The organism is uncultured Clostridium sp. (assembly GCF_963515715.1).
Lineage (GTDB): Bacteria > Bacillota > Clostridia > Clostridiales > Clostridiaceae > Clostridium_AW.
Window position 1 is genome coordinate 205,269 of sequence record NZ_CAUPZS010000002.1, and the last position, 17,627, is coordinate 222,895.

A 17,627-nucleotide genomic window follows, 5' to 3' on the forward strand; every position below is an offset into this window, starting at 1 on the left:
GAACAATGTTCTTTGAAAATTGAATAATGCGGTGTTTACAAAATATGCTATAATGAATTCATAATGGTAATTTATGACGACTTAACTATAGTTAGTATTAGTTTATATATTATGAAGAAAAAGAACTGTCCCCATTGATTCCCTTTAACAAACAAAGGGTGTCAAAGATACTAACTTAAATATGAGAAAAATATGTCTTGGCAATGAGGTGCATTACATTTATTTATAAATGATACTATTAAAAATCTAGGGAAGTGGGGTGCATTATGCCAAAAAATGATAATATGCTAGCAATTTTATGGATGCTGAATTCAGGTACAAAAATAACTGCAAAGCAAATATCCGAAAGGTTAGAAATAAACATAAGGTCAGTTTATCGTTATATGGATGCATTGTGTGTTAGTGGAGTGCCAATAATATCGGAGCCTGGTCATAACGGCGGATATAGTTTGCTTAACAATTTTATCCGAACACCCCTGTTTTTTGACCTTGAAGAGAAAAAATCACTTTTACATGCTTCCATTTTTGCAATGGAAGCAGGATATCCTTTTATGGAAGCACTAAATAGTGCAACATCAAAGTTAAAGATGTTCTCGAATCAAGAACAAGAAAAAGTTCTTAATCGTCATTTAGTCGGATTTGAAGTAGTGAGTCGTACTTGCGATCCAGCTGTCAAACCTATATTAAGGGAGATTGAGCAAGCTGTTGCTAATGAATGCTCTATGGAAATTGAATACTGTGCAGGTTATGAAGGGCATCCCCAGCATAGGGTTGTTGACCCCTATGGGATGCTTTACTGGAACAATAAATGGTATGCTATTGCATTTTGCCATCTTAGGAATGAAATTCGTAGTTTTAGGGTAGATAGAATAGTAAATATTATAAGCACTAAAAATTCATTTAAGCGTCCTGAAGCTTTTTCGGCACGTGAGTTTTTTACAAAAAACTTATTATCGAATGTAGAAAGCAAAGTAGGACTTTGCACTTTAGTAATTGAGGGCAAATCAGAAGCATTGAATGACCTTTGTGCACATTGGTTTTTAGGATATCATCTGATAGAACGAACTGAATGCAGAGCTAATTTTTTAATGGATGAAGACTCAATCCATACCTATGTTCCTCATATTCTACTTCAATATGGTAAATCAATAAAGGTGCTTGAACCAAATAGTTTTAAAGATGCTATGGCAGCAATTCTTAGAGATTTGATGGCCCATTATCTTCACTGACTTAATTTGTCAGTGAAGATAATATATAATAGATCGAGATGGAGTTTGAGACCATCCTGTAACAAATAGCAACAATAAAATGAATGTGGAGGAATAGAAAATGAAGAATACAGTATATCTTTATGTATTTGATACAATGGCAGACTGGGAAATAGGTTATTTAAGCACTGAAATCAATTCGGGAAGGTACTACAAAAAGGGATTAATGCCGCTAAAAGTAGTAACTGTAGGAATTACCAAGACCCCTATTACTACAATGGGAGGTCTGAAAATATTGCCAGAAATTGAACTTAAGGAGTGTAGTGTTAAAGATACTGCTGCTTTGATTCTACCTGGTGGGAATACATGGACAGAAGCAATTCATGCTCCCATTATAAGAATGGCTGAAAAATATTTAGAGAAAGGTATTGTTGTAGGGGCAATTTGTGGTGCTACAATAGGACTTGCTATGGGGGGAGTATTGGATCAACGAGCTCATACAAGCAATGACTTGGGGTATCTTAAAATGGTCTGCCCAAGCTATGATGGAGAAAAGTATTATAAGCAGGAATGTGTAGTAACTGATGGAAGTTTGATTACTGCTTCTGGAATAGCTCCCCTTGAATTTGCTTTACATATATTGAAAATTCTAGATGTATTCTTACCGCAAACCCTAGATTCCTGGTACAATCTTTATAAAACCCAAGAGTCAAAATATTTCTTTGAGTTGATGAACTCAATTCAATAAAATGGCTTAAAGTGGGTAAGATAGCTACTTTTCACCACCTTTTACTTTAGCGTGGGTTTTGTCGGCAATGTCGGCGACACCCCTCCAAGGAATCAAGAGTATCTCATTGTTTATGATTATAATACTCCGATAATCAGCTATGGTGCCGAAGGAAGAATCCATTAATCTTTGGAACTGCTTGGAGGAGAAGATGCAATGACTAAAGTTAATAAGTATAATTATTAGTACGCATTCTTCTTATTTAACGACTAAAATTAAAAATCGAATATTTTATGCAAATACCGTATTATTCGAATGAATTCTACGGTATTTTTACGTCGCAATTCAAATAGATTGTAATGTAACTATTGAAATTGGGAATATGGTATAATTTTCTTGTTGGACAAGTATTATATTTCCATACAAAGATTATTTGTATAATCTATAAGTAATTTTGATAGAGGTGTTGAGATGAAAAAGTGCCTCCATCCTTATGAAACGAAAACCTTGGGTGACGGTGATGATTGCTGTAATTGTCGATATATTATCGGTGGAAGTTGTGAGTGGTCTCCCGAAAAAGGATTTGTAGATAGAAAATAAAAAACTCAAAGAACAATTAGAAGTTCTTAGAGGTAAGTTATATGGAGAAATGTAATGTACACAATTTTAATATAATGTGTAGCAAGGATTATTTATATAACTAGAAGAGGTAAATATTAAATGATAAAAGATAAACCTATTTTAAAGTCTATAATATGGACATTTGTAATCTTGATTTTTCCAGTAGTATCTGGAGTAATAACACAAGTGTTAATGATGAATAATATTCAAACAATGTTTATTCAAGGATGTTTTATGTTAATCTCATTAATAGTTCCAATAGTATATATGTGCAAATTTAAAATTAGTTTTAAAAAAATTGGATTAATAAAAATAGAAAATGGAAGTGCAAAGAAAGTTTTATTTTTTTTGCCGTTAGTAATTGCTGAGGCTTCTTTCTTGTTAGTTGGAATTCGTCTAAATAGTATAAAATATATTATTACACTTTTATTTTTTACAATAGCAGTAGGAATCTCAGAAGAAATCTATTTTAGAGGAATTATTTTAAAATTATTAGAAGAAAAATATCCTAAAAAAAATCTATTATTATTTCTGCTTTAGTATTTGGAATAGGTCATATTGCTAGTGTATTTGCAGATAGAAGTATTTTAATAATAGTATTCCAAATATTAAATGCTTTAGTATTTGGGATAATTGCTGCTGAAATTGTTACTATTACAAAAAGTTTAATTCCAATAATTATATGGCATTTTGTATTTAATTTTGTAAATTATATTACATTAGCAACTGGAGTAAATGAGATATTTGTGATTGGATTTCAAGAAAGTATTATGATTATTTATGCTTATAACTTATGGAGTAAAATATAGTTAAAAAATAAGGATATAGTGAAGTTATGAAACTATAAGTTATGGGCATAGTCTGTATTTGCAGTTAATACGCAATCTGATTATTAGACGACATAACTATTGAAATCTGAAATAAGAATAATGTTCTTTGAAAATTGAATAATGCGGTGAAAAAATTGCTTGAAAATCTTCTCTCATATATGGCTTATCTAGGATTAAATGGTTATACATGATATAGTTACTAGTGATAAAGTTAGAATAGTAAGATATTACGCCCTAGTAGTAAACAAGAAAGATAAATGATACATAAAACAGAATGGAGTTGTTAAGATGAAAATACCTAATGTTTCTCTTAGTGAATTTGGATATGAGGGAACCATTGAGTTACAGTCATGGAATGAATTTTTAACTGATTTAAATGGAGTGTATAGTTTAGATATTGGTGGCGACATGGTTGAAGAAAACCCGACAATCTCTCAGGAACACATAGCCGCTTATAATTATGCTATAAAGAATCAGAACATTATTAGGGATTCTATTATTACAGTCTTAATGGAAAAATATCCAGGACTGCAAAGTGAATATGGCTATGATGAGGATGAAGCAGTAGAGCTTATGCCTGATATAAAGGATAAAGAAGACTTTAAAGATTTGATAGGACTATCAAGGATTCATATAATGAATATTTTTAAAGATGGTATAGCATATACTGGCTACGAGTTTACATGTACATGGGATGAGGAGCATGGCTTAGGAGTGATGATGTATCAAAATAAGGTGATTGCTATGGGGGGCGCAGACACGTCATTTTTAACATGGGTCGCCAAAGAGGATGCAGAAAAATGATATCTTAATAATTTATAAATCAATAGTGGAGCATTAGTACGCAATCTTCTAATTTAGCGTCACAACAATAAAAATCGAATAATTATTTTAAACACCGCATTATTCAGAATTGAATTTTACGGTGTTTTTGCGTCGCAATACAAATAAATTACAACATAAATATGATATTTAAAATACAAATAATGTTCTTTGAAAACTGAACAATACGGTATTTACAATATATGTTATAATTAATTCATAATAGGCAGAAAAGGCGAATGAAATTTATAGAAGATGGTAGGTGAGAAAATGCTTAATGCTGGAAGCCGGATTGTAAATAGTTGGCTATACCCTATTCAAGATGGTTATGTTTTGATTGATACAGGATACGAAAACGGGTTTGTGCACTTTAAAAGACGATTATCCAGATTAAATATAGAATTGGAAAGCATTCGATACGTATTTCTAACACATGCACATGACGACCATGCAGGTTTTTTGAATCAGCTTTTAACGGAACTGCCTGATACAAAGGTAGTGATGAGTAAAAAAGCCTTAGAAATTCTATATAAAGGACAAAACTCTTTTATTGGCGGCTGTACTAGCCGTATAGCTCTTCTTTTCTGTAAGATCATGGAGTTTTTAGGAAAAGGAGAACATCGTTTTCCACCGCTAAACCAGGAGTTTGAAAAAAGATGTTTTTGTGTATCTGAGGGTAACCTTAAAGAAATTGAAGGAGAGCTATGCGGAAAAATCATCAACACACCAGGGCATACTACTGATTCCATTTCACTCCTGCTTGATAATGGCGTCTTATTTTGTGGTGATGCTGCTATGAACGGTCTACCGAGTATTCACAAAGTAACAATCTGGGCAGAAGATAAAATCGAATTTGCCCGATCTTGGGAAGTAATCATCGGTACAAGACCCCAAAAGATTTATCCTGGACACGGATCACCATTTGTATATCAGGAGTTAGAAAAAAATTTGCCCTATGCCCGTAAAATGAATTTATACCCTTTAGGCATTGCAAAATAAATACTATTTACAGTACATCTTATTCTTAAATAATGAAACCAATATACAATCAAATAATTTATTCATAATACCGTATAAAAAAGAAATTATTTTCCATATTAAATAAGTATAATTATGTATTAATATGAAAATTGTATTATAATTTTTACATAAGTTAGTTTACAATAGTAAAAATGACGAATCAATTATATATCTTAGGTTTGATAGACCACAAGCTTTTATAAGTTTAAATGAGGTGGAATTTATGAAAACAATCTTCAGACACATGAGGATACTTATTCTATTAATCCTATCAATAACCTTGATAGCCTGTAACAAACAAAAATCTAACATCGAAGAGTTCATTCAGGAAAATCAGCTTGAAAGCATAGTATCTAAATCCATATCTGACTTTGCTTCCTCAAATCGAAATAATAAAGCTGTTTTTGAATCTCATAAAATAGTTGGCAAAGAACTAAAAAGGGATATTCTAAGTGTTTATGTAATCGGATATGTCATAGGAGTTTACGACAATAATCAGGGTTTTGGAGGGGAATTTCCTGCACATATAAAAATACAAAAGACTGAAGATAACTATAAAGTAGTTAGCTATAAGGATGCCTTGGCAAGCGCGGATGTGTATGATATTATGCCTAAAAAATATGCAAAGGATATCTTTAATTATGACACTTCAAGTTTATCTCAAGTAGTGAAGGAACAAATGGAGGATTGGGAGAAGAATAACAAATCAAATTGATAGCTTAGGAAAATAGAGCAATAATAGAAATACATAGATTACTTCAGAATCTTCTTATAAGGCGTAACACATTATATAATTAAAGACTTTATTCATAATACCGTATTATTCAACGTGAATATGCGGTATTTTTTATGCCGCAATACAAATATATTACAACAGAAATATGATATAGTTATCATTAGTTAACTAAAAATGGTAATTTGTGATGACATATTTTTAATATTAATGGGAGGGTTAAACATGTATACTTGTGCTATGTGTAGTGAAAATTATTGTAAAAAAGGAGAACTTGAAAAATTACCTCGTAATTGTCCATGCAGTGAAAAAGAAGAACAAGAAAAAATAAAGAAGTTATATAATGAAGAGGAAAATTATAAATTAGCATATAACTCAGCATTAGTTGAAGCAGAAGGATATTGTAAAAACACAAGACTTGAAGAGATAATGGATTTTGCAAATAAGTGTAATTTTAAAAAGTTAGGAGTAGCTTTCTGTGTAGGTTTAAATAAAGAAGCAAAAATATTATGTTCAATATTAAAAAATAATGGGTTTGAGGTTAATTCAGTTGCATGTAAAAATGGAAGCATACCTAAAGAATTTTTAAATATTAAAGATAGTGAAAAAGTAAGCCCAGATACTTACGAGTCAATGTGTAATCCTATAGGACAAGCAATATTTTTAAATGAATCTAAAACAGAACTTAATATAATTTTAGGTTTATGCGTAGGGCATGATAGTTTATTTATTAAGTATTCCAATGCACCTATAACTGTTTTTGCAGTAAAGGATAGAGTTTTAGGTCATAATCCATTAGCTGTAATTTATCAAGCAGAAGCGTACTATAAAAATAAATTATTTCCACAAAAATAATAAGTCGTATTTACCTCAAAACTTGATACTGAAACAGATGAATATAATAAAAGCTTCGGAATATTCTCGTTTGAGGTAACAATCGAAAAATGAACAATTTATAAAGACACCGCACTATTCAGAATTGAATTTTGCGGTGTTTTTACGTCGTATTTCAAATATATTATGAAAAAACAGATGTCTTTTATAGTTAAACGAAATGGTAAGTATGATAATGCGGATAAACTTAATTTATTGCTTAATGATGGTTGGCCAGTTAGCATGATAAACCAAATGAGTGATACTGATAGCCTTAATTGCTATGCTTTGGTTATTCTTGAAAAGGAAGCATAGCATTCTCGTGTTGTTGAGCAATATTCTTATTTAACGTCACAACTGAAAAATGCACAATTTACTAAAACACTGTATTATTCAGGTTAGAATTTTATGATGTTTTTTCGTCACAATACAAATAAAGCAGAAACAATCAAGGGCGTAGGACAACCTTGCATCCTTATATAAATTGTTCTTTGAAAATTGAATAGTCCGGTGTAAAAAAATAAAAGATAGTTACTATTCTCTATGAATAGTATACCAAAAATTTTCCTGAATTATAAGACTGTAAATTAATGTAGTTATTTACTATAATTGTTTATAGATTAGAAGGATGGTGTTTAATATGAAAATTGTAGCTATTAACGGAAGTCACAAAGGTAAATCAGGAAATACTGATATAATAGTAACTGCATTTTTGAAGGGAGCGCAAGAGGCAGGCGCAGAAATTGTTAATATTTTTTTGGCGGAAAAAGAGATTAAGCATTGTAAAGCTTGTAAAGCCTGCTGGTTCAATAGTCCAGGGCAATGTGTAATTAAAGATGATATGTCTGAAATAATGTCTCTTATGGAAGGAGCAGATATTCGTATATTGGCTACTCCTCTATATTTTGATAATATCTCCAGTAGACTAAAAGTCTTTATGGATCGATTAATGGTGACAGTCAGTCCTTATTGGGAGAAAGATAAAGATGGAGAATGCCGACATTTAACAACACACTTATCGCCTAAACTAATCATGATATCAAACTGTGGTTATCCTGAAAGGTCCAATTTTCAAGTAATTTCTCACTGGATTAAAAGAGTTGCACGTAACGCGGATACTGAGGTGATTGGTGAAATATATGCTTCACAAGGTGCTCTCTTGAGTACCCAAGTAGAAGAACTGCGCCCTATAATTTTTAATTATCTTCAGGCTTTAGAAAAAGCTGGCAAAGAGATTGTTAGCGATATGAGATTGTCAGAGGGAACAAAGAAGTTACTAGAACAAAACTTTATTTCTGATGAAATTTACATTCAAGAAGCTAAAAAATACGTTGATAGTATGTTGAAAAATAGTTTTAAAATAGCCTCAAATATATTATAAATGATTAAGTTTTAAATAAAATTTGATTATAAAACAGAGAAGGGACTTCTCATATTGCATTTTTATGCATTATGAGACAGCCCCAGATTTATCGGTGTCCAATCATAGAAAGCATATGCTACTAGATTGCTCTATAATAAAGCTTTATTCCACTTAGGAGAAACTACCCCTCGAGAATAAGCGATAATAGTATTAATTGATGACGAATTGAACCATAACAGGAGTACCGCCGTCTAGAACGTCTCCTCCAGGAATAGTTATTGCTGTTGTAGTAACAGTAGACGTATCAGCTGTTTGCATTATTCCGTTAATAAACAAATTGTAATAAGCGAATGAGCTCGGAAATGCTGTGGCTGTAGCGCCAGTATCGTCTGTAGAAGCTGTAGCAGCAATTGCAAATGTTGCTCCAGTTCCTGTACCGGCACTAATTGTTGAATAATATCTTTTGCTGTTTAGATAGGGTTTAATGATTGCCATTTCTCTCCCCCCTTTCAGTATCAGTATATTCGGTATTTAAGAATTGGTGAAATCCAAAAGATAAATTCGCTACATCACTGTTAAGAGATCGAAGCAGAGAACTGAATGATTTCTAAAATTATCGTTGTACCTTTATAGATAGTAGTACCTTCGGTGTCTAAAGTCAATATATTCGGACTTACACTGTATATTTTGCCTATTTGTAATATTCCATTTATAAATAAATTATTATAACTATTCGGGCCGAGACCTACAAAAAGGTTAGTTAAATTTCCTGAATCATTTATGAATAAATTAGCAGGGATATTTATTGGGTCCGGTGAAGACAAATCAGATTCTACAATATAATAATACCTATTAGCCAAAGGGATAATGTTTATTTCGGAGGGCTGTCCTGGTATACCATATTGAATATTTAAGAATGGTCTTTGTCCTGTAATTGTCCATTCATTAGACCTATAACCTATGATAGTATCAATTGTGTTTTCTATTCCAGCTAAAGTGATACCATTGTTTGGAATTACACCATAGAACCAACCAATTACTATATTTGTTATATCAATGCTAATATAATTATTGACATCAGCATCAGTTACATTTATCGAATATGGGGTTGGATTTAATGCAGGGGCATTATTCCAGGTAACTGTGTTCTGTGAAAAGTTACTTGCATTTGTAAATACACTAACTGTTTGTGGCGATAATTGAGCGTCGGTTTTATCTTTTCTATAAACGAATAGATTTAACGTAGCTCCTAATATGATGTTTCCGGGAAGAATAACGCCAGCTAAATTAAATTTTAATAAACTCCTAAAAGCATCTGGTTGATTATTGTACTTTAAATATTCTCCAGTAAATAAAGCTGTATCATTACCAAAGTTATTATTGGGATAATATTCTGTAATAAAGACATCATCAGTAGGGTTTACTTGTACAAATGGCATAACAATTTCCTCCTAAACTTACCATATACTAAAAAATGTGCTGTACATTTTTTCAGTATATTATATGCTTTTTATAATAAAATGTTATGTAAGACTTATATAATGTGTAACAATTATATAATTAAATGATTTATAGAAACATCGTATTATTCAACGTGAACGTTTGATGTTTTTGTTTCGCAATATAAATAAATTAAGATTTCTTTGAACGTGCTTTATCTCTATAAAATAAGCGAAAGACTTAATAAAGAAGTAGAACTTGTATTACCAGAAAAAAGTGATTTTTTATTATTAAGAGAGATATTTCAAGGTAAGTGCTTAATAGAAGCATCAGAAAGTTTTGATATGTGGTTTGAATGATTAGCTTAAATTATCATATTAACTGACCAATTTGCAGCACAAAAGGATATGAAAATTATATTTAATAAAAATAGGTGATTTCTTACCCATTATTGTAAAAATTACATATATTATGATTTTTAAGAAGGAATTTTAAATTATTGTAAGAATATATAAGAAGAAATAACAAGTTCAATAGTACTAGCTATATATTAAAAAAGGATATTGGGGGAAAGAAATATGTCAAACCGAAAGCACAAAAGGTTACTGGTGATGATATTCACAGTAGTATTAAATTTCACTATAGTTGCTAATAGTGTATATGCTCATTCCGGAAGGACAGACTCTTCTGGTGGACATAGAGATAATAAAAATGCTTCAGGGCTTGGGTCATATCATTATCATCATGGATATGATGCTCATTTGCATAGTAATGGTGTATGTCCATATGAGAGTAATTCCAATTCATTAACCACATCTCCAGAAAAAGAAACAATTAGTAAGGCGAAAGTAAGAGAGAGTGGATATGAGAAGGGATATGATGATGGGTATAACCAAAAACAGATTAGTAGTTCTTCTTACTCAGGTGAGCATGCTGAGGAGTACAAGTCAGAGTATAATTTAGGCTATGAAAGGGGAAAGAAGCAAATAGAAAATCAAATAGCTGAAGCACATGATAAAGGTTATAAAGATGGTAAAAATGCTGATAAGTCTAATAATTATAAGATTGAATTGTTAACAAAATCTTATAATGAAGGATATGAAAAAGGGTATAAAGATTATAAGGATAATAAAATAAAAGAGTATAGTCTTTTAGGTGAAAAAGATGGGAAAGCTGAGAAAGAAATTTTAGCTTTTGAAGATAATATAGACAGTGATTTTAAAAATGCATATATGGAAGGATATAAGAAAGGACAAGCTGTATTGGAAGATACTTATGTACAATATGGCTTCAATAAAGTATTTACAGGAAAAGAAGATAAAAATTTGAGTTTGGAAAAAGAAAAATGTCTTCAATGGTTTAATAAAGGACAGAAAGAAGGGAATAAGAAACTAGAGGAGCTAAAGAAAAACTTTTATGAACTTGGCTACAATTCAGAGGAGTATAATGTACCAGAAGAGCTTACCATAGCATCTGATATATGCAAAGAATATTATGAAAAAGGAAAGGCTGATAAAAGAAAAAAGAATATTTTATCAGGATCTATTGTAGGAGGAGGCATTTTAGGAGCTATATTTATAAAAAGAAAACGCTAATGAAGTATTTAAATCTAGTAACACTTTCAAATACTTCTGCATACTCTGCTAGTAGTTAGCAAGTTTGTAGGAGAGTTATATGGAGAAGGAGAATAATAAAAGATTAACAGTAAACTTAGAGGAATATGTAATCCAAGTAGCTGAAGAAAAAGCAAGAGCTAATTTTAAAGGAAGCCTAGATTACTATATTAACTGGCTAATTTGTAGGGATAATGCATCAAAAATCCATAATTATATAAGAAAAAGAGATGAGGATTTAGAAAAGAAAAAGCCAAAATTAATTCCAAATTCATTGAAAACTGCAATGTTTAATAACGACTGTGATTTTTGTAAAGAGCCTATATATCAAGGAGAAGAAATTTGTAAGGCTGAAGGATATGAAAATTATATTCATAAAAAATGTTGTAAATCAGAATAATTAAAAAATAAAAGCTTAAAAAGAATAGAGATTTAGTTTATAAAATAAACCTATTCATTTCATAGGAGATGAATAGGTTTATTATATTTTAATATAGTATTTATGGAAATAAACATATTCATTTAGCATCAAATGAATATGTTTATTTAATTTTGGACATATTTATGATAGAATTTTATTGAAATAGTTATTAAGAGGTGAAATAATGAAATCATTAACATCAGAAAGATTAAGGAACATGACTGTTCCATTAAGGATAGTTAAGCTAATATCTTTGATAAATGAGTATAAAGGAAAAGAAGAACTATATATGAAGCAAAGCCCTCAAATACTAAAAACGCTAAAAGAAGTATCTATAATACAAAGTGCTGAGTCATCAAACAGAATAGAAGGAATATATACAAGCGATAAGAGATTAAGAGATATAGTGAATAATAAGATTACTCCTAAGGATATAAGTGAAGTTGAAATCGCAGGATATAGGGATGTTTTAGATACCATACATAATGGACATAACGCTATACCTTTAACAGAAGGAGTTATACTTCAACTTCATAGAGATTTATATAAATACAGTCCAGGGAGAGGTGGGATATGGAAAACCCAAGATAATATAATAGAAGAGATTTTGCCTGATGGTAGTAAATATATAAGATTTAAGCCAGTAGATGCCTTTAGTACACCAATATATATGAGCGATTTGTGTGCAAGGTATAGAGAAGAGATAATAAATGAAGAAGTTGACGATTTAATTTTAATTAGTTCTTTTATTTTAGATTTTTTATGCATACATCCATTTAATGATGGTAATGGAAGAATGGCAAGGCTACTGACGTTACTTTTACTTTATAAAAGTAGATACAATGTAGGACAATTTATAAGTTTAGAAAAGATAATAGAGGACTCAAAGGAAAGTTATTATGAAACGTTAAATAAATCCTCTATGCTTTGGCATGAAGGACAACATAATGAGTTAATTTGGATGGAATATTTTTTAGGGACTATATTAGCAGCATATAGAGAATTTGAGAGCAGAGTTGGATTTATAGAACAGGCAAGAGGAAGTAAATCCAATAGAGTTGAAAAAGCAATAGAAAACACTTTAGGGTATTTTACAAAAGAAGACATAAGAAAAAAATGCCCAGATATTGGAGAGTCTACTATAAATCGAGTGTTTAATAATTTGAAAAGAGAGGAAAAAATTGAATCCATAGGATAGGGAAGAAATGCCAAGTGGAGAAGATTGAAATAATGCCAATTGACAAATAGCAAGAAGCAAATCACTCGCCTTGTTTAAGCATTACATTGCTAACATATGTTAGTATAATTAAATTATACAGAAAAATATGATTATAGGTAACAAAATGCGCTAGTTCATAGAATTAATATTCTTAAACTAACGCATTTTCACCTTATATAACTATCAACTATTCTAATATCTCCAAATAAAATATAACAGAGGAATTATTCCTAATAAATAAATAGAAGAAAAAGCAAACAAATATTTTAAAGACTTCTTTTTGGGTGTATCTCTTGTACTACATTTATAATTAACTATACCTATAGGAATGCATAGCATAATTCCAATAGATCTTAAAACCTTTATAGTTATCCAATTTGCTCCCTTATTATCAAAATGAATTGCTATAAAATTCATTGCTATAAAAATAAAAGTACATATAGCTAAAGTAAAATTATATTTTCTTTTACACTCTTTATTCATTATAAAACCACCCTATCACTAAATATGATTTCTCTCTAAAGTCTAATCCATATATTTCCTAATTTACTTATAACTATAACATGAAAAATATTATAATCAATAGGGCATGTACTAATTTAAATTTTATGATTCTATGATGAAACTTTAAGGCATGTCTTTATCATCGTGATTAATGTAAATTCATGGTAAGATTAATCTGGTAGATTATTGTAATATAAAGAGACAATAATATGTTAGTAGACCGCATTGGATTTATAGTTTTTTTATGAAACCTTATTAAGAGTAGGACAAGGATGCAAAAGGTAAAGTGAAAAGACTAAAAAGGAAATTTGATAATATTTATAGAATAGTGTAAAGATGAATAAAGTTTCCATCCTTAATTAAATGGGCAAAATGGGTTAAATAGGTTAGATGAATACAATTCAACCATTTTTTTCTGGTTGTAAACTAGAATACCATAGGCTTTGCTTTGCCTAATTTATTGGCACATAAATTGCTTCATATTATATGAAAGAGGGAATGATATTTTGTATAGAAGTACCTATGTATATTAGGGGAATTGGTGGGTTCAATATAGAAGATATGGTTTTAGTTACAAAGGATGGGGATGAAATAAGATAGAAAAGGAGAGATGAATTATGAAAGTAGTAGTAATTGGTGGAGTTGCTGGAGGCGCTGGAGTTTGCGCAAGGCTTAGAAGAAATAGAGAAGATTTAGAAATAATTATGATTGAAAAAGGTGACTTTATATCCTATGCAAACTGTGGGTTACCTTACTATATTGGAAATGTAATTGAGAACCAAGAAGAGCTTTTATTACAAACTCCAGAGGGCTTTGGAAAGAGATTTAATGTTGAAGTAAGAGTAAGAAATGAAGTTTTAAGTGTTGATACGGATAAAAAAGAAGTGACAGTTTTAAATCATAAAAGCGGCGAAAGTTATGTAGAAAGTTATGATGTTTTAGTGCTATCACCTGGTGCAAAGCCTATAGTTCCAAATCTAAAGCGCATAGATAAAGACCATGTATATACCCTAAGAACAGTTCCAGATACACTAAAGATTAAAGAGTATATAAATAGAGAAAAACCATCAAGTGCCATTGTAGTTGGTGGAGGTTTTATTGGAATTGAGATGGCGGAAAACTTAAAGCACTTAGGAATAAATGTTTCTATCATAGAAGCGGCAGACCACGTTATTGCCTCTATTGATAGTGATATGTCCCATGAAATTCATAATCATATAAGAGAAAATGGAGTTTCCTTATACCTAAATAGCAAAGTAGTAGAAATTAGTGATAACTACGTGCTTTTAGAGGATGGCCGTGAAATAAAAGGGGATTTAGTAATAATGAGCGTAGGCGTAAGGCCTGAAACAGAATTTTTAAAGGATAGCGGAATTAAGCTTGGGGGAAGAGGAGAAATAGTAGTTGATGAGTTTATGAAGACTTCTCAAAGTAACATATATGCCCTTGGAGATGCTGTTGCTGTTAAAAGCTTTGGTAGCGGCAAGGAAAATATAATTCCCCTTGCAGGTCCTGCAAATAAACAAGGAAGAATAGTTGCGGACAATATAGCTTCAAAGAAAGTGGGATATAACGGAACTCAAGGCACTGCCATAGCAAAGGTATTTGACATGACCACAGCCGTTACAGGGGAAAGTGAAAGAACCTTAAAGCAAAACGGTACTAGTTATAAAAAGGTTATCACTTATTCTGCTTCCAATGCTACATACTATCCTGGAGCTCAGTTCATGACGATAAAACTCCTATTTACTCCAGACACAGGGAAAATTTTAGGGGGACAAATCGCAGGATATAAAGGAGTAGACAAAAGAATTGATACCATAGCAAGTAGCATGAGATCAGGGCTTACTGTTCACGATGTTCAGGAGTTAGAACTAGCATATGCACCACCTTTTTCTTCTGCAAAGGACCCTCTCAACATGGCTGCATATGTGGCGGGTAATGTATTAGATGGAACCATGAAGCCATTTTACATTGAAGATGTAGAAAATATCCCTAAAGAAGATATTATTTTAGATGTGCGCACGGAAATGGAAAATGAGCAAGGAAGAATAGAAGGCTCTATAAACATTCCAGTGGATGAGTTGCGTGATAGAATTGATGAATTAGATAAAGATAAAAAATATTATATATATTGCCGAGTTGGTCAAAGGGGTTATATAGCTCAAAGGATTTTAGAGCAAAGAGGATTTAATACTTTAAACTTAAGTGGAGGATATAAGTTTTATGAGCAATTATTGCTAGATGAAAGGAATAAGTAGTCTTTAGCGTAATTGGCTCATTATTAGGGGGGGCGACGATGGAAAAGTACAAGATTATAATCTATATTTTAATTGCTATGCAAATTGTGTGGATACTTCTCACTGTTTTTTTAACAAGGCAGCTGAGAGAAAAGTCTAACAAAGTTAATAATTTACTATTTAATATTTCACAGGGTGATCTTACACAAAAAATAGATGTGGAGAAGAAGGGGTTTTTACATTCATTACATTCAAATTTAAACAATCTTGTTGCCAAATTTAGAAATTTGGTGGCGCAAATCATCACCCTCACAGATAAAACTATTAACTATACCAGTGAATTAAATATGGATACCATGAAGATTAATGCATCAACAAAAGAGACGGTTAAGGTTATAAATGAAATTGCTAAATCCATGGAGGGTCAAATTGCTTCTATAAAAGATGCAGAAAAGTATTCCTGTGAAGCCATGGATACTGCAAGAAAGATAGTAAAAAAATCTGAAGAAGTAAGTCAGAGGGCTAATATAACTATAGAAACAATTGATGCAAGCTACGAAAACTTTGAGTCGCTTATTGAAAAATTGGACGAATCAGCCAAAGCCAGTGCCGAAACCGCTAATAGGATAAAGCAGCTTGAAAATCAGACTATACTAATACAAAGCATAGCGGATAAGGTTAGCAAGATCAGTAAGAGCACTAACCTTCTGGCCCTCAATGCTTCCATAGAAGCAGCTCGTGCTGGAGAGGCGGGTAAAGGCTTTGCAGTGGTAGCTGATGAGGTAAGAAAACTTGCGGAAGACTCCACCGTGCAATCAAAGCAAATACAGCAGGTTGTTGATGGAATAAAAGAGGAAATACATAGTATTACTAATTATATGGAAGAGGAAATACATTCAATTAAAGAATATGTGAATTTTTCATACACCACTAGAGAGTATTTAAAAAAGATAAATACTGAAACTAAAGGTACCTTTGATGTATTTAGTGAAATAAGCAGCCAAATAGATGAACAAGAAAATAAGATAGATAAGGTTGTAGATATTATTAAAAATACATCCTATACTTTTGAAAGTATCGCAGCTTCTACTGAAGAAATGGCAGCCTCCGCCGAAGAACAAGCTAATACTACGGAAGAAACCTTTAAACGATTGTCCAATCTTTTGGATATGAATAAGGAGATAGAACAGTACATAGCTGCCTTTGTAAAAAATTATAAAATAGATGGTAATACTCAAAGATATATAGAAAATGGTATAAAGATATTGAGGGAAATATCTAAAGCACCCTGCTTATCAGCTATGGAATACTCTAGTTCTACTGCTTATCTAAAGGAAGAGCTAATAAAATATCCTGAATTTGAATTGCTTGCAACCATGCAAGAGGATGGCATGAGAAAGGCTATAACCTTGGATTATAAGGAACAAGAGGTGTACGTAAACTTTGCACACCGACCATATTTTAAAGAAGCCATTACAGGCAAGGAATTTATGTCAAAACCGTATATTTCAGTAGATACTAATAATTACTGCATTGCCATGGCAGTGCCTGTTAAAGATAATCTAGGGAAAGTTACTGGAATATTGATGGCAGATTTAAGGCTATGAGGTTGACCTCATGGCCTTTTTAATTCATCAAAATAAGTCAAAGACTTATTTTTTTCTTTGCAATAATTCATCAAAGGATGTATTATAATTATATTAAAATTTATGATTTATAAAGGAGCTACTATGAGAACAGTATATAAAAATCCTAAAGAACTAGGACATAAAATTAAGGATTTAGTTGATACATATAATGATGGACTAATTTCTTATGAAAAGTTTGAGGAAATAATTATTGAAATGATAGAAAAGAATGAGGATAGAATTTATAAAAATGGATTCATGCCATCGAAATTAATTAGTATTATAGGTGAAGACGGAAAATCAATAATAGATGAAATAAAAAGTAAAATAAATAACCAGTAGTTTAGATGGAGTAAAAAATGTTG

Annotated in this window: 22 protein-coding genes; 19 read left to right on the plus strand and 3 right to left on the minus strand. The window is 31.2% G+C overall.

What is annotated here, in order from left to right:
• Positions 1-266: 266 nt before the first annotated feature.
• The 11 genes from RYO54_RS03050 (at position 267) to RYO54_RS03095 (ending at position 8,215) form a co-directional block, all read left to right on the plus strand.
• Positions 267-1,229, plus strand: coding sequence for a WYL domain-containing protein (locus RYO54_RS03050; RefSeq protein WP_315115816.1), 963 nt, complete (start codon positions 267-269; stop codon positions 1,227-1,229).
• Positions 1,230-1,329: 100 nt separating this feature from the next.
• A complete protein-coding gene (locus tag RYO54_RS03055; protein WP_315115537.1) occupies positions 1,330-1,956 on the plus strand; it encodes a type 1 glutamine amidotransferase family protein in 627 nt (208 codons plus the stop codon).
• Positions 1,957-2,406: 450 nt separating this feature from the next.
• Complete coding sequence (locus tag RYO54_RS03060; protein ID WP_315115539.1) at positions 2,407-2,535, plus strand: hypothetical protein; 129 nt, start codon at positions 2,407-2,409, stop codon at positions 2,533-2,535.
• A gap of 120 nt (positions 2,536-2,655) precedes the next feature.
• Complete coding sequence (locus RYO54_RS03065; protein ID WP_315115541.1) at positions 2,656-3,096, plus strand: type II CAAX prenyl endopeptidase Rce1 family protein; 441 nt, start codon at positions 2,656-2,658, stop codon at positions 3,094-3,096.
• Between the two features lie 17 nt (positions 3,097-3,113).
• Complete coding sequence (locus RYO54_RS20185) at positions 3,114-3,365, plus strand: hypothetical protein (RefSeq protein WP_399548997.1); 252 nt, start codon at positions 3,114-3,116, stop codon at positions 3,363-3,365.
• Between the two features lie 309 nt (positions 3,366-3,674).
• Positions 3,675-4,190: a DUF6985 domain-containing protein gene (locus RYO54_RS03070; RefSeq protein WP_315115543.1), complete on the plus strand. Its 516-nt coding sequence runs from the start codon at positions 3,675-3,677 to the stop codon at positions 4,188-4,190.
• Positions 4,191-4,463: 273 nt separating this feature from the next.
• Positions 4,464-5,207 carry an MBL fold metallo-hydrolase gene (locus RYO54_RS03075; RefSeq protein ID WP_315115544.1) on the plus strand — a complete coding sequence of 248 codons (744 nt, stop codon included), beginning with the start codon at positions 4,464-4,466 and terminating at the stop codon, positions 5,205-5,207.
• A gap of 244 nt (positions 5,208-5,451) precedes the next feature.
• Complete coding sequence (locus RYO54_RS03080) at positions 5,452-5,943, plus strand: hypothetical protein (protein WP_315115546.1); 492 nt, start codon at positions 5,452-5,454, stop codon at positions 5,941-5,943.
• Positions 5,944-6,186: 243 nt separating this feature from the next.
• Positions 6,187-6,816, plus strand: a complete 630-nt coding sequence (locus tag RYO54_RS03085; RefSeq protein WP_315115549.1) for a DUF1847 domain-containing protein — start codon at positions 6,187-6,189, stop codon at positions 6,814-6,816.
• A gap of 165 nt (positions 6,817-6,981) precedes the next feature.
• On the plus strand, positions 6,982-7,149 hold the full coding sequence (locus tag RYO54_RS03090) for a hypothetical protein (RefSeq protein WP_315115551.1): 168 nt from the start codon (positions 6,982-6,984) through the stop codon (positions 7,147-7,149).
• Between the two features lie 325 nt (positions 7,150-7,474).
• Positions 7,475-8,215 (plus strand): flavodoxin family protein, encoded by a 741-nt coding sequence (locus tag RYO54_RS03095; RefSeq protein ID WP_315115553.1) that lies wholly within the window; start codon positions 7,475-7,477, stop codon positions 8,213-8,215.
• A 192-nt stretch (positions 8,216-8,407) separates the two neighbouring features.
• On the opposite strand, the gene RYO54_RS03100 is transcribed toward RYO54_RS03095, so the two are convergent.
• Together RYO54_RS03100 and RYO54_RS03105 are read right to left on the minus strand one after the other, a co-directional pair.
• Positions 8,408-8,692 (minus strand): DUF4183 domain-containing protein, encoded by a 285-nt coding sequence (locus RYO54_RS03100; protein WP_315115556.1) that lies wholly within the window; start codon positions 8,690-8,692, stop codon positions 8,408-8,410.
• An 80-nt stretch (positions 8,693-8,772) separates the two neighbouring features.
• On the minus strand, positions 8,773-9,636 hold the full coding sequence (locus tag RYO54_RS03105; RefSeq protein WP_315115558.1) for a DNRLRE domain-containing protein: 864 nt from the start codon (positions 9,634-9,636) through the stop codon (positions 8,773-8,775).
• A 204-nt stretch (positions 9,637-9,840) separates the two neighbouring features.
• On the opposite strand from RYO54_RS03105, the gene RYO54_RS03110 reads away from it, so the two are divergent.
• The 4 genes from RYO54_RS03110 to RYO54_RS03125 all read left to right on the plus strand — a co-directional run bounded on the left by RYO54_RS03110 (position 9,841) and on the right by RYO54_RS03125 (position 12,869).
• The gene (locus RYO54_RS03110; protein ID WP_315115560.1) at positions 9,841-9,996 is read left to right on the plus strand and encodes a hypothetical protein; all 156 of its coding nucleotides are present in this window, start codon (positions 9,841-9,843) and stop codon (positions 9,994-9,996) included.
• 219 nt (positions 9,997-10,215) lie between these two features.
• On the plus strand, positions 10,216-11,232 hold the full coding sequence (locus RYO54_RS20190) for a YHYH domain-containing protein (RefSeq protein WP_399548967.1): 1,017 nt from the start codon (positions 10,216-10,218) through the stop codon (positions 11,230-11,232).
• A gap of 79 nt (positions 11,233-11,311) precedes the next feature.
• Positions 11,312-11,650, plus strand: coding sequence for a hypothetical protein (locus tag RYO54_RS03120; RefSeq protein WP_315115562.1), 339 nt, complete (start codon positions 11,312-11,314; stop codon positions 11,648-11,650).
• Positions 11,651-11,855: 205 nt separating this feature from the next.
• Complete coding sequence (locus RYO54_RS03125) at positions 11,856-12,869, plus strand: Fic family protein (protein ID WP_315115565.1); 1,014 nt, start codon at positions 11,856-11,858, stop codon at positions 12,867-12,869.
• 213 nt (positions 12,870-13,082) lie between these two features.
• Here RYO54_RS03125 and RYO54_RS03130 read toward each other — a convergent pair whose 3' ends face one another.
• Positions 13,083-13,373 carry a hypothetical protein gene (locus RYO54_RS03130; protein ID WP_315115567.1) on the minus strand — a complete coding sequence of 97 codons (291 nt, stop codon included), beginning with the start codon at positions 13,371-13,373 and terminating at the stop codon, positions 13,083-13,085.
• Between the two features lie 519 nt (positions 13,374-13,892).
• On the opposite strand from RYO54_RS03130, the gene RYO54_RS03135 reads away from it, so the two are divergent.
• The 4 genes from RYO54_RS03135 to RYO54_RS03150 all read left to right on the plus strand — a co-directional run bounded on the left by RYO54_RS03135 (position 13,893) and on the right by RYO54_RS03150 (position 17,604).
• Positions 13,893-13,994 carry a hypothetical protein gene (locus tag RYO54_RS03135; RefSeq protein ID WP_315115570.1) on the plus strand — a complete coding sequence of 34 codons (102 nt, stop codon included), beginning with the start codon at positions 13,893-13,895 and terminating at the stop codon, positions 13,992-13,994.
• A 17-nt stretch (positions 13,995-14,011) separates the two neighbouring features.
• Positions 14,012-15,655 (plus strand): FAD-dependent oxidoreductase, encoded by a 1,644-nt coding sequence (locus tag RYO54_RS03140; protein WP_315115573.1) that lies wholly within the window; start codon positions 14,012-14,014, stop codon positions 15,653-15,655.
• Positions 15,656-15,693: 38 nt separating this feature from the next.
• Complete coding sequence (locus tag RYO54_RS03145; RefSeq protein WP_315115575.1) at positions 15,694-17,241, plus strand: methyl-accepting chemotaxis protein; 1,548 nt, start codon at positions 15,694-15,696, stop codon at positions 17,239-17,241.
• 102 nt (positions 17,242-17,343) lie between these two features.
• Positions 17,344-17,604 (plus strand): TIGR04540 family protein, encoded by a 261-nt coding sequence (locus RYO54_RS03150; RefSeq protein ID WP_315115577.1) that lies wholly within the window; start codon positions 17,344-17,346, stop codon positions 17,602-17,604.
• The last annotated feature ends 23 nt before the right edge of the window (positions 17,605-17,627 follow it).